The sequence below is a fragment of the Micromonospora sp. 15K316 genome (assembly GCF_004348525.1).
In the GTDB taxonomy this organism is placed as follows: Bacteria; Actinomycetota; Actinomycetes; order Mycobacteriales; family Micromonosporaceae; genus Micromonospora.
This window is the reverse complement of the sequence record NZ_SMKG01000183.1, coordinates 1-11970: the sequence shown is the minus strand read 5'-3', so window position 1 is coordinate 11970 and position 11970 is coordinate 1. Positions and strand designations below refer to the sequence as shown.

General features: G+C 73.4%; 12 protein-coding genes. 8 read left to right on the top strand and 4 right to left on the bottom strand.

The genetic code is table 11. The annotated features are described in order from the left end of the window. Positions 1–42 precede the first annotated feature (42 nt). Together E1211_RS25140 and E1211_RS25135 are read right to left on the bottom strand one after the other, a co-directional pair. Positions 43–705: a response regulator transcription factor gene (locus tag E1211_RS25140; RefSeq protein ID WP_132351532.1), complete on the bottom strand. Its 663-nt coding sequence runs from the start codon at positions 703–705 to the stop codon at positions 43–45. After that, complete coding sequence (locus E1211_RS25135; RefSeq protein WP_132351530.1) at positions 702–1931, bottom strand: sensor histidine kinase; 1230 nt, start codon at positions 1929–1931, stop codon at positions 702–704. Before E1211_RS25135 ends, E1211_RS25140 begins: the two co-directional genes overlap by 4 nt. 158 nt (positions 1932–2089) lie before the next feature. On the opposite strand from E1211_RS25135, the gene fabG reads away from it, so the two are divergent. From fabG to E1211_RS25115, 4 genes are all read left to right on the top strand, one after another. Next, positions 2090–2794: a 3-oxoacyl-ACP reductase FabG gene (gene fabG, locus E1211_RS25130; protein ID WP_120683336.1), complete on the top strand. Its 705-nt coding sequence runs from the start codon at positions 2090–2092 to the stop codon at positions 2792–2794. Positions 2795–2827: 33 nt separating this feature from the next. Further along, a complete protein-coding gene (gene fabI / locus E1211_RS25125) occupies positions 2828–3595 on the top strand; it encodes an enoyl-ACP reductase FabI (protein WP_132351528.1) in 768 nt (255 codons plus the stop codon). 90 nt (positions 3596–3685) lie between these two features. Beyond that, positions 3686–4714 carry a ferrochelatase gene (locus E1211_RS25120; RefSeq protein WP_132351526.1) on the top strand — a complete coding sequence of 343 codons (1029 nt, stop codon included), beginning with the start codon at positions 3686–3688 and terminating at the stop codon, positions 4712–4714. A 40-nt stretch (positions 4715–4754) separates the two neighbouring features. Beyond that, a complete protein-coding gene (locus E1211_RS25115) occupies positions 4755–5534 on the top strand; it encodes an HAD-IIA family hydrolase (protein ID WP_132351524.1) in 780 nt (259 codons plus the stop codon). 155 nt (positions 5535–5689) lie between these two features. Here E1211_RS25115 and E1211_RS25110 read toward each other — a convergent pair whose 3' ends face one another. Beyond that, complete coding sequence (locus tag E1211_RS25110) at positions 5690–6484, bottom strand: hypothetical protein (RefSeq protein WP_132351522.1); 795 nt, start codon at positions 6482–6484, stop codon at positions 5690–5692. 261 nt (positions 6485–6745) lie between these two features. Here E1211_RS25110 and E1211_RS25105 point away from each other — a divergent pair, with 261 nt between their 5' ends. Continuing rightward, positions 6746–7564, top strand: a complete 819-nt coding sequence (locus E1211_RS25105) for a DUF3097 domain-containing protein (RefSeq protein ID WP_132351520.1) — start codon at positions 6746–6748, stop codon at positions 7562–7564. 59 nt (positions 7565–7623) lie between these two features. Here E1211_RS25105 and E1211_RS25100 read toward each other — a convergent pair whose 3' ends face one another. Then, complete coding sequence (locus tag E1211_RS25100; protein WP_132351518.1) at positions 7624–8931, bottom strand: serine hydrolase; 1308 nt, start codon at positions 8929–8931, stop codon at positions 7624–7626. A gap of 119 nt (positions 8932–9050) precedes the next feature. Between E1211_RS25100 and E1211_RS25095 the strand changes: the two genes are divergently transcribed. The 3 genes from E1211_RS25095 to E1211_RS25085 all read left to right on the top strand — a co-directional run. Next, entirely contained in the window at positions 9051–9524 is a 474-nt protein-coding gene (locus tag E1211_RS25095; RefSeq protein ID WP_132351516.1) for an NfeD family protein, read from the top strand. A 5-nt stretch (positions 9525–9529) separates the two neighbouring features. Next, entirely contained in the window at positions 9530–10633 is a 1104-nt protein-coding gene (locus tag E1211_RS25090; RefSeq protein WP_132351514.1) for an SPFH domain-containing protein, read from the top strand. A gap of 560 nt (positions 10634–11193) precedes the next feature. Beyond that, a partial coding sequence (locus E1211_RS25085; RefSeq protein WP_132351512.1) for a hypothetical protein occupies positions 11194–11970 on the top strand: 777 nt, incomplete at its 3' end.

Below are 11970 nucleotides of genomic sequence, written 5' to 3'. Positions count from 1 at the left end.
GGCGTCACCCCGGGGAGGGTTTTCTGCCCCGGTACCGGGGGGCTACTCGCCGGCGGCGACCAACCCGGTCTCGTACGCCAGCACCACCGCCTGCGCCCGGTCCCGCAGGCGCAGCTTCGTCAGGATGCGGCCGACGTGGGTCTTCACGGTCTGCTCGGCGACCACCAGGTCGGCGGCGATCTCCTGATTGGACCGGCCCCGGGCGATCAGCCGCAACACCTCGGTCTCGCGCGGCGTCAGCGCGGCCAGCTCGGTGGGGCGGGGTCGGTGCCGCTCCGGGCGGGCCGCGAACTCGGCGATCAGCCGGCGGGTCACCGCCGGGGCGAGCAGGGCGTCGCCGGCCGCCACCACCCGCACCGCGTGCACCAGGTCGGCGGCCGGCGCGTCCTTGAGCAGGAAGCCGCTCGCCCCGGCGCGGAGCGCCTCGTAGACGTAGTCGTCCAGGTCGAAGGTGGTGAGGATGAGCACCCGGGGTCGCTGTGCGGGGTTGTCGCCGAGCAGCTTGCGGGTTGCGGCCAGCCCGTCCAGCACCGGCATCCGGACGTCCATGAGCACCACGTCGGGGTCGAGTCGGCGGGCGGCGGCGACCGCCTGCGCGCCGTCCGCCGCGTCGCCGACCACCAGCAGATCCGGCTGGGCGGCGAGCAGCGCGCCGAAGCCCTGGCGCACCATCGCCTGGTCGTCGGCGATCAGCACCCGGATCATGACGTCTCCTCCTCGTCGGTGTACGGCAGCACCGCCTCGACCGCGTAGCCGCCGTCGTCGGTGACACCGGCGGTGAACGTACCGCCGAGGGCGACGGACCGCTCGCGCATGCCGGTCAGCCCGTGCCCGCCGCCGGTCCGGTCCGGCCCGGCCGGGGCGCCGCCGGCGGCGTTCGACACCCGGACGACCAGTGTCCCGTCGTGAGTGCGCAGCGTGACGCGCACGGCCGCGCCCGCCGCGTGCCGGGCGGCGTTGGCCAGCCCCTCCTGCGCGACGCGGTACGCGGCCAGCCCGACCGGGGCCGGCGGGTCGACGGGCACGTCCTCGCCGAGGGTCACCGCCATGCCGGCCCGACGGGCGGAGTCCACCAGGGCGGGCACGTCCGCGAGGCCGGGTTGCGGGACGGTCTGCGCCTGCTCCGACTCGCTGCGCAGCACGCCGAGCAGCCGGCGCATGTCGGTGAGCGCGGCACGGGCGGAGTCGGCGATGGCGGCGAACTCGTCGCGCGCCGGCTCGGGCACCGCGTCGAGCCGGTACGGAGCGGTCTCCGCCTGCACGGCGATCATCGACATGTGGTGGGCGACCACGTCGTGCATCTCCCGGGCGATCCGGGTGCGCTCCTCCAGCACCGCCCGCCGGGCCTTCTCCAGCTCGCTCAGCTCGGCCTGCTCGGCGAGCGCCCGCCGGGTGTGCGTGTTGCGGCGCACCAGGTCGCCGACGATGAGCAGCACGACGAAGAGCAGGCAGATGGCCACCTGGTTGGCCGGTGGGACGAAGATCCAGACCGGGATGAGGCTGAACAGGCCGATCCAGACCAGCACGGCGCGGTCGACCCGGGCGGCCACGACGATCAACACGACGAGGATGACGAGGACCTGGGTGGGGTTCCACGGCCAGGCCTCCGTCGACTGCCGGTTGAAGGTGCCGAACAGTTGCCCGACGAACATGACCCGCCAGGCCCACAGCGGACGGGTCAGCAGGAGCGGCAGCGGCGCGACGGTGAGCACCGCGATCAGCCAGGCGGTGGCGGCGGGCAGTTTCCGCGAGTCGAGCAGGAACGCCACGGTGACCAGAGCCAACCCGATCAGCGCCAGCAGCCCGACCGTCCGCACGACGGCGGCCGCGCGGGGCCGGCGCCGCAGCGGCGGACGGATCGCGGGGTAGTCCGGCCCGGCCACGGCGCGGCGGAGGGCCGCCACGGCGGCGCGGACGGAACTGCGATCCATCCCACGCAGCGTAGTTCGGCAGGCCGCTCCGGTCGTGCCCCCGCAGAGCCATCCCGAGGGTCGTACCCAGGTGTGACACGGCACTCCGGTTAGCGCTTACCTGCCGGTAACGCCTAGGCTCCGTCCCGTCCGCGCTCGTGACGTCGCAAGGGGGAATCGTGGCCCGTACCGTGCTGGTGACCGGTGGCAACCGGGGGATCGGCCTGGCCGTCGCGCAGGCCTTCGCCAAGCAGGGCGACCGGGTGGCGGTGACCTACCGCAGCGGGGAGGCCCCGGCGGGTTTCTTCGGCGTACGCTGCGACGTCACCGACGCCGAGTCGGTGGAGGCCGCCTTCACCGCGATCGAGGCGGAGCTGGGCCCGGTCGAGGTGCTGGTCGCCAACGCCGGCATGACCGACGACACGCTGCTCCTGCGGATGTCCGAGGAGCAGTTCACCAAGGTCCTGGACACCAACCTGACCGGCGCGTTCCGCTGCGCCAAGCGCGCCTCGACCAAGATGCTCCGCGCCCGCTGGGGCCGCATGATCTTCGTCTCCTCGGTGGTCGCCCTCGCCGGCGGCGCCGGTCAGGTGAACTACGCGGCCAGCAAGGCCGGCCTGGTCGGGGTGGCCCGCTCGATCACCCGCGAGCTGGGCAGCCGCAACATCACCGCGAACGTGGTGGCGCCGGGCTTCATCGACACGGACATGACTGCCGTGCTCTCCGACGAGCGCAAGGCGGAGATCCGCAAGTCCATCCCGGCCGGCCGGATGGCCCACCCGGACGAGGTCGCTTCCGTGGTCACCTGGCTGGCCGGGGACGGTGCCGGCTACGTGTCCGGCGCCGTGATCCCGGTCGACGGTGGCCTGGGCATGGGCCACTGACCCAGATCACCACACAGGACGGAGGAACCCGGCATGTCCGGACTGCTGGCCGGTAAGCGGCTGCTGATCACCGGCGTCATCACCGACGCCTCGATCGCCTTCTCGGTGGCGAAGCTCGCGCAGGAGAACGGCGCCCAGGTCGTGCTGACCGGCTTCGGGCGGCTCTCCCTGGTGGAGCGGATCGCCAAGCGGCTGCCCGAGCCGGCCCCGGTGATCGAACTCGACGTGACGAACACCGAGCACCTCGCCGGGCTCGCCGACAAGGTGCGCGAGCACGTCGACGGCCTGGACGGGGTGGTCCACTCGATCGGCTTCGCCCCGCAGAGCTGCCTCGGCGGCGGCTTCCTCGACGCGCCGTGGGAGGACGTGGCCACCGCGGTCCACGTCTCGACGTACTCCTACAAGTCCCTGGCGGTGGCGGCGCTGCCGCTCATGTCCCCGGGCAGCGCGGTGGTCGGTCTCACCTTCGACGCGACGAAGGCCTGGCCGGTCTACGACTGGATGGGGGTGGCCAAGGCCGGGCTGGAGTCGGCCTCCCGCTACCTGGCGCTGCACCTCGGCAAGCAGGGCATCCGCAGCAACCTCGTCTCGGCCGGCCCGCTGCGCACCATGGCCGCGAAGTCGATCCCCGGTTTCGAGCAGTTCGAGGACGCCTGGACCGAGCGTGCCCCGCTGGGCTGGAGCCTCACCGACCAGGAGCCGGCCGCCCGCGCGTGCCTGGCGTTGCTGTCGGACTGGTTCCCGGCCACCACGGGCGAGATCGTGCACGTCGACGGCGGCTACCACGCCCTCGGCGCCTGACCGGGCGTAGGGTGCCCTCGCCGCGACCGGGGGCACCCGGTGGCGGGGGCGTCGTCTCCGGCGTCCGGGCCGCGGGGAAGAATGGGAGCCATGGCGTACGACGCGGTGGTGTTGGTGGGTTTCGGGGGGCCGGAGCGGCCCGAGGACGTGCTGCCGTTCCTGCAGAACGTCACCCGGGGTCGCGGTGTGCCGCCGGAGCGGCTGGCCGAGGTCGCCGAGCACTACCAGCACTTCGGCGGGGTCTCCCCGATCAACCAGCAGAACCGTGACCTGCTGGCGGCGATCCGTGCCGACTTCGCCGCCCATGGCGTGGATCTTCCGGTCTACTGGGGCAACCGCAATTGGCACCCGATGCTCGCCGACACCGTGACCCGGATGCGCGACGACGGCGTCACCAACGCCCTCGCCTTCGTCACCAGCGCGTACGGCGGCTACTCCTCCTGCCGGCAGTACCAGGAGGACCTGGCGGCGGCCCGCGCCGCCGTCGGCCCGGACGCGCCGATGATCGAGAAGCTGCGCCAGTTCTGGGACCACCCGGGCTTCGTCGAGCCGCACGCCGACGCGGTACGTGCCGCGCTCGGTGAGCTCGACCCGGCGAAACGGGACAGCACCCGGCTGGTCTTCACCGCGCACTCGGTGCCCGTCTCGATGGCGGCCAGCGCCGGCCCACACGGCGGCCGCTACGAGGCCCAGCTGCGGGAGACCGCCCGGCTGGTGGCCGCGGCCGCCGCGCCCGACCTGCCGTACGACCTGGTCTGGCAGAGCCGTTCGGGCCCGCCCCAGGTGCCGTGGCTGGAGCCGGACGTCAACGACCACCTGGCCGCGCTCGCCGAGACGGGCACCACGAGCGTGGTGATCAGCCCGATCGGTTTCGTCTCCGACCACCTGGAGGTGGTCTGGGACCTGGACACGGAGGCGCGGGAGACGGCGAAGCGGCTCGGTCTGGACTTCGCCCGGGCGGCCACTCCCGGCGTCGATCCGCGTTTCGTCGCGATGGTCCGGGAACTGGTCGCCGAGCGGACCGACCCGGACGGCGCGAAGCTGCGTCGACGCCTCGGCGAACTGCCGCTCTGGGACAGCTGCCCGGCGGTCTGCTGCGTGCCGCCGCGCCGCCCCTGACACCGAACCGCCCCCCGACCGAACCCCCTGGGAGCACCTGATGGTTGACCGCAAGCCCGTGGAGAGCTGGCTCACCGACATGGACGGTGTGCTGGTGCACGAGGGCCAGCCCGTGCCCGGCGCGCCGGAGTTCGTGAAGCGGCTGCGCGCCTCCGGCAAGCCGTTCCTGGTGCTGACCAACAACTCGATCTACACCCCGCGCGACCTGCAGGCCCGGCTCGGCCGGATGGGGCTGGACGTGCCGGAGGAGGCGATCTGGTCGTCGGCGCTGGCCACCGCCCAGTTCCTCGGCGAGCAACGTCCGGGCGGCACGGCGTACGTCATCGGCGAGGCGGGACTCACCACGGCGCTGCACGCGGTCGGCTACGTGCTGACCGACTTCGCGCCGGACTACGTGGTGCTGGGGGAGACCCGCACCTACAGCTTCGAGGCGATCACCAAGGCGATCCGACTGATCAACGACGGGGCGCGGTTCATCTGCACGAACCCCGACGTGACAGGTCCGTCGGTGGAGGGCGCGCTGCCCGCCGCCGGCTCGGTCGCGGCGATGATCTCCAAGGCGACCGGTATCGAGCCGTACTTCGTCGGGAAGCCGAACCCGATGATGATGCGGTCGGCGCTGAACACGATCAACGCGCACTCGGAGAGCACCGCGATGATCGGTGACCGGATGGACACCGACATCCTGTGCGGCCTGGAGGCCGGTCTGGAGACGATCCTCGTGCTGAGCGGGATCAGCACCCGGGCCGAGGCGGAGCGCTACCCGTACCGTCCGTCGCGGATCGTCGACTCGGTGGCGGACCTGATCGACGAGGTCTGACCCGGCGGGTCGGCGGTGGCGCCGGTGCGACCGGCGGCCACCGTGACCGCCCGGACGGGTCCCTGCCCGACCCGCGCCCGCGGCGACCGGCGGTCCCGCCGGACGTCAGGATCTCCGCCCGGGCCCCGGCGGCGATGTGCCGCGGCCGGCGCCGGTCAGGGACGCAGCGGGGCGTTGCAGGCGGCCACCAGGGCCTGCCGGCAGGCCGTGGTCAACGGGCGCAGCGCCGCGTCGCGCTGCTGGGCCTCGTAGTTGTTGATCGCGCCGCCCGGGGCCGCGTGACCGGCCAGGGCGAGCACCCGGTCCAGGACGGCCGCCCGGGCGAAGAGCCGGCGGGCGCGCGGGTCGAAGCCGGGCGGCAGGTCGGTGGTGCCGTCGGGGCGGCGCAACGCCTCCAGCGCCCCGGCCAGCTCGGGCCGCCACTGGGCCACGTCGAGGCGGGTCAGCGCGGCGGTCGTCTCGGCCAGCGCGGCGGCGAGTTCGGCCTCCGCCTCGGCGGCGCCGGGCAGGGTCAGCGAGGCCGCCGGCGCGTTGGCGGGCAGCGGGTAGACCTGCCAGAGCACGGTCTCGAAGGTGTCGCCGGAGCCCGAGGTGTGCGTGCGCACCTGCGGGATCAGCCCGAGGCTGCCGGCCACCACCGCCTCGCCGACGTCGAGCGCGGCGCCGGTGAAGTCGCCCGGGCCGGGCAGCCCGCGCGGGTCGCCGGGCGCGGGCAGCACCAGGCGGATCTCGTCGGGCGACACCTTGGCCAGGACGGGCAGCGCCTCGCCCAGCGGGACGTCGGTCCAGGTGCCGGGGGCGTCCGCGACCAGGTGCTCCTCGTCACCGGCGATCGCGTCCGCGACCTCGTCGAAGGGCACCAACCCGGCGCGCCACGCGCGTACCCAGGCAACGAACCGGCTCGACCGGCGGGGCGTCAGCGTCGCCGCGCCCGTTGCGGGGGTGGACATGCCGAAAGGGTACGTGGTGACGACCGGCTGTGTCTCGGCTGCCGGTGCGGCGGCGTGGCCTGCGCCGAACTGCCCGCTTCGCCGCCTCCGTGCCGACCCGTCAGCTCCCGTCGATCATGCGTTGATGGCCCGCTGTCGGGCGCGTTTCGTCCCTGGTATCCCGTGCTGCCGCCGGACGGAACGCCCCGGGGGGGCCGTGCCGTACGCCGAGGTCGGTGTGTCGGCGTGTCGGGTGCGCCGCCGGCGGCTAGCGTGATCCACATGGCGCGGCGGTACGAGAGCGACGTGTTGGCGGGGAACTGGCGGCGGCGCAAGGTCGTACCGGAGGTCGACGCGGAGCCCGACCTGGTGGTCGAGGACGCCGACTCCGGGTTCTGCGGCGCGGTGGTGGGCTTCGAGTCCGGTGCGGTGGTGCTGGAGGACCGGCACGGCCGCCGACGCAACTTCCCGCTGCTGCCGGCCGCGTTCCTGCTCGACGGGGCGGCGGTGACCCTGCGGCGCCCGGTCCGGACGCCGGCCCCCGCGCCGCGCCGCCGGACCGCGTCCGGCTCGATCGCCGTGGACGACGTGCGGGCCCAGGTGGCGAAGGCGAGCCGGATCTGGGTCGAGGGCGTGCACGACGCCGCGCTGGTCGAGCGGATCTGGGGCGACGACCTGCGCGTCGAGGGCGTGGTGGTCGAGCCGCTGGACGGGATCGACGCCCTCGACGCGGAGGTGCGGGCGTTCGCCCCGGGGCCGGGGCGGCGGCTCGGTGTGCTCGTCGACCACCTGGTGCCGGGCTCGAAGGAGAGCCGGATCGTGGCGAAGGTGACCTCGCCGCACGTGCTGGTGACCGGCCACCCGTACGTCGACGTGTGGCAGGCGGTGAAGCCGGCGGCGCTGGGTATCGCGGCGTGGCCGGTGGTGCCGCCGGGCCGTCCCTGGAAGGAGGGGGTCTGCGCCGCGTTGGGCGTGGCCGAACCGGCCGACATGTGGCGGCACATCCTGTCCCGGGTCGACAGCTTCGCCGACGTGGAGACGCCGCTCATCAACGCGATGGAGCGTCTCATCGACTTCGTCACGGAGCCGGCGACCGACTGAACCGGGCGGCGGCGGTCGCCGCCACGGCCGCCCGCTCGGTCGGCGTGCCCGGTTCGTCGTCAGGGTTCCTGGTCGGGCGTGCGGGTGAAGACGAAGGTGGCGATGTCGAGCGCCACGACGGCGCCGGTGTCGTCCCGCAGCACCGAGAGGACCTCCCCGTGCTCCGGGCCGGAGCAGCCCCGCCAACGGTCCGGCCCCTCGGCGACGAACCGGTTCTGCCGCTCGCCGCGCATGAGCACCTCCAGCTCGCCGGCGGCCTCGTCCCAGCGGACGTCGAGGGGCACGCCCATCCACCACCAGCGGCCGGTCACGTCGGTGACACCGGTCGACGGCGCCACGGTCGTCGGCCGCCAGGCGGGAGGCAGCGGCGGCTCGGTGTCGAGCACGGTGCTGAGGATGCGCCGCCCGAGGCCGCCGATCCCGAAGCCGTACGCGTTGGCGAAGCCCACCACGGCGGTACGGCTCGGACGGTGCACCGCCAGGGCGGACACGTAACCGGGCATCGAGCCGCCGTGGCCGACGTAGACGCGGTCGCCGTCGCGGTAGAGCTCCAGGCCGAGGCCGTGTCCACCGGTCCACGAGTCGAGGTCGCTCATCACGACCGGCGCGCACATCTCGGTCAGCGTCTCCGGGTCGAGGACCTCGGGCGCCGGGTCGGCGAGGAACGCCGCCCAGCGGGCGAGATCCGCCATGGTGGACCAGAGCTGCCCGGCCGGGGCCATCGCGCCGGTGTCGGTACGCGGCTCCTCCCGGAGGGTGCCGTGCCACGGGTGTACCACGTACCCGCGGGCGAACGGCTCGGTGGCCGCGTAGGTGGTGCGCCGCAGACCCAGCGGGTCGAGGATCCGCCGGCGGAGCAGCTCGGCCCAGGAGGTTCCCGTGATCCGCTCCAGCACCCCGCCGAGCAGCCCGTACGCCAGGTTCGAGTAGTGGTACGCGCGGTGCGGCGGGTAGGCGATCTTGGCCGCGTCCACCCCGCTCAGCAGGGTCGCGAGGTCGGCGCCCTCGGACCGCTCCCACCACTGGCCCTCCGGTTCCCGTTGCAGCCCGCCGGCGTGCCCGAGGAGCTGGCGCAGGGTGAGCGTGCCGACGCCGGTGCCGGGCAGGTGCTTCTCCAGCGGGTCGCCGAGGCCCAGCCGGCCCCCGTCGCGTTCCTGCATGATCATCGTGGCGGTCATCGTCTTGCTGATCGAGCCGATCCGGTACTGCAGATCCGGGTGGGCGGCGGGGTGCCCGCCGGCGGTGGCGACGTGCGCCAGCGACCCGTCGCGGACCACGCCCATCACCAGCGACGGCGCGCGACCCGCCGACTGCGCCTGCGCGACCAGGAGGTCGACCTGACGGACGGTTCCGGGCAGCAGGGACACGGGTTCTCCTCGCTCGCTGGGGGGGGTGGGCGCGCGGCCGGGTGCCCGGCGCGGACGCCGCCGAGCTTACTGATCATCGCGGGGCAGCCGCGCGTGCATTTGCGTGTCACGATCGAGGGGTGGACGCCGTGCTGTGGATCGTGTTGGGTGTGCTGCTGGCGGTCGCCGAGGTTTTCACGACGACCCTCTTCCTGATCATGTTCGCGGCCGGCGCGTTCGCCGCGGCCGGTGCGGCGGCGCTCGGTGCGCCGACGCCCGTGCAGGCGCTGGTCTTCGCCGGGGTCTCCGCGCTCACCCTGACGGTGGTCCGGCCGGTGATCAGGCGGCACCGGCGCTCGGCGCTGGAGAGCGGCGAGCAGCCCTTCGGGGTCGAGGCGATCGAGGGGGCGACCGCGCTGGTGCTGGAGCGGGTCGACGTCGAGCACGGCCTGGTCAAGATCGACGGTGAGCTGTGGACCGCGCGGTCGTACGACGCGACGCAGTCGTTCGAGCCCGGTCGGCGGGTGCGGGTGATAAAGGTCCGGGGCGCGACCGCCCTGGTGTGGCAGGACGACGACGTTACGTCCGGCGAGTCGCCGGAAGCGGGAGGGTGACGGGAATGACAGCGATAACCGTGCTGGTGATCGCCGTGGCGTTGATCGCCGTGGTGACGCTGGCCAAGGCGGTGCGGATCGTGCCGCAGCAGCGCCAGGACGTGGTCGAGCGGCTGGGTAAGTACAAGCGCACCCTCAACCCGGGCCTCAACCTGCTGGTGCCGTTCATCGACGCGGTACGCACCAAGGTCGACATGCGGGAGCAGGTGGTCAGCTTCCCACCGCAGCCGGTGATCACCTCCGACAACCTGGTCGTCTCGATCGACACGGTGCTCTACTACAAGGTGATCGACTCGGTCCGGGCGACCTACGAGATCTCCAACTTCATCCAGGCCATCGAGCAGCTGACGGTCACCACGCTGCGGAACGTCATCGGCTCGCTGGATCTGGAGCGGGCGCTGACCAGCCGCGAGGAGATCAACCGCCACCTCTCCGGGGTGCTGGACGAGACCACCGGCCGCTGGGGGATCAAGGTCACCCGGGTCGAGATCAAGGCGATCGAGCCGCCGCCGAGCATCCGCGACTCGATGGAGAAGCAGATGCGCGCCGAGCGGGACCGCCGGGCCGCCATCCTCAACGCCGAGGGGCACAAGCAGGCGCAGATCCTCACCGCCGAGGGTGAGAAGCAGGCCGCGGTGTTGCGCGCCGACGGCGACCGGCAGGCCCGGATCCTCCAGGCCGAAGGTCAGGCGAAGGCGATCCGTACCGTCTTCGACGCCATCCACCAGGCGAACCCGAGCCAGAAGGTGCTCGCCTACCAGTACCTCCAGGCCCTGCCGCAGATCGCCAACGGCACCGCCAACAAGGTCTGGATCGTGCCGGCCGAGTTGACCAAGGCCCTCGAAGGGATGGGCGGCGCGCTCGGCGGGTTGAGCCGGATGGTGGGGGACGAGCCCGTACCGGAGGCGGCGGAGCACGCGAGCGCCGTCGAGCGCGAGGCGGCGGAGGCGGCGCAGGCCGCGGCCGCCGCGGCGCAGGAGATCCACGACGAGGTACGCGTCGCCGAGGCGCAGGCCACCGGTGGCAGCCCGCAGGGGCTGCCCGCGCCGGAGCCGGTCTCCCCGGCGAACCTGGTGAACGATCCGGCCGACCAGCGCGAGCGCGGCTGAGCGCACACCTGCGACGAGGGTCGCCAGGCTGATTCCCACGGGAAGTACGCCTGGCGACCCTCGTCATTTCCCTCGCCGACCGCCAACCAGTTCTCGGCATGATCGACTCGGCTTCCTTGATGTCGCGGTATCAACGGGCCTTGGACACCGCGACATCAAGGATCTCGAGTCGATCATGGGTCACGACCCGCGATCCGGGCGTGGCCACCGCTTCCGGCTGAGCCTCCGTGTTTGGCGCAGGCCTCTGCGTTGGGCGGAGGCTTCCGCGCCCCCGAGTTGGGGATCGGCCGCGTCCGGGCTGGGGGCCGGCCGCGTCCGGGCTGGGGGCCGGCCGCACCCGGCCGGGGACCGGACTGCGCCCGATCCGCGGACCAGCCGGTCCGGGCCTGGCTGGCGCATGTGCCGATTGTTCTGCCGTGGGCGCCGGTGGGGTCGAGGAATAACGCGAAAACCCCTCATTCCTGCCCGGATCGCTGCCACGATCGGTCCGAGGACGGGTGGTGACCAGGCATCGGGGCGCCCCGGCGTGTCCCGCACCGCTCGTGGGAGCGAGGTGGCGCATGAAGGACCCGGCGAAGCGGATATGGTCCTCGGCCCCGGTGCGCGGCGCGCACGACCCGACCGGACCGCTCGGCACCCGGCGTACCGGCGGTGGGTTCGGGGTGCTGCCCTTCGCCGGTGAGCCGACGTCGGCGGGACCGGCGACCAACGCGAGCTGGGCCTGGTCGGTACGCCGGTTCGCCCGCGCCGCGGTCTGGCTGCTGCCCGCGTACGCCGTGCTGTACGGCGTGGTCGCGATGGCCAGCGACGGCGGGGTGGGCAACGACCCGTACCCGGCCGACGGCCGGCCGCTCTACCTGGTCGGGTGGGTGGCCGCGATCTGGCTCGGACTGCTCGCCCTGCTGGCCCTCACCGGGCTCCTCGCCGCGACCCGGAGCCGCCGGGGTGCCGCGGCGGGTCTGCTGGTGAGCATCGCCGGTACGGTCCTGATGCTTCCCTTCGCCGGGCTGGAGGAGCAGACGCCCGTCTTCGGTACCACCGCCCGGATGTTGGTACTGATCGGGGCGACCTGCTACAGCGTCGGTTGGTTCCTCACCGGCTGGGCGGTGTCCCGGTCCGGCACGTTCAGCATGGGCGACGGGGTGATGCTGATGATCGCCGCGCCGCTGCTGGGCCTCGGCGGCGCGCTGGTCGGCTCACTGCAGACCTTCGGCGCGATCTTCGTACTGATCGCCGGAATCGGCATCGGCTACCGCTCGGGCCGACTCGTGCCGCGCGAGATCGTCCGCGACGCCGCCTCCGCGAGCGTCGCCACCGCGACCCCACCACCCGCCACC

Excerpts from the sequence above, each read along its gene's own strand:
- E1211_RS25140 (WP_132351532.1), bottom strand. The coding sequence starts at position 705 with ATGATCCGGGTGCTGATCGCCGACGACCAGGCGATGGTGCGCCAGGGC.
- E1211_RS25135 (WP_132351530.1), bottom strand. The coding sequence starts at position 1,931 with ATGGATCGCAGTTCCGTCCGCGCCGCCGTGGCGGCCCTCCGCCGCGCC.
- fabI (WP_132351528.1), top strand. The coding sequence starts at position 2,828 with ATGTCCGGACTGCTGGCCGGTAAGCGGCTGCTGATCACCGGCGTCATC.
- E1211_RS25120 (WP_132351526.1), top strand. The coding sequence starts at position 3,686 with ATGGCGTACGACGCGGTGGTGTTGGTGGGTTTCGGGGGGCCGGAGCGG.
- E1211_RS25115 (WP_132351524.1), top strand. The coding sequence starts at position 4,755 with ATGGTTGACCGCAAGCCCGTGGAGAGCTGGCTCACCGACATGGACGGT.
- E1211_RS25110 (WP_132351522.1), bottom strand. The coding sequence starts at position 6,484 with ATGTCCACCCCCGCAACGGGCGCGGCGACGCTGACGCCCCGCCGGTCG.
- E1211_RS25105 (WP_132351520.1), top strand. The coding sequence starts at position 6,746 with ATGGCGCGGCGGTACGAGAGCGACGTGTTGGCGGGGAACTGGCGGCGG.
- E1211_RS25090 (WP_132351514.1), top strand. The coding sequence starts at position 9,530 with ATGACAGCGATAACCGTGCTGGTGATCGCCGTGGCGTTGATCGCCGTG.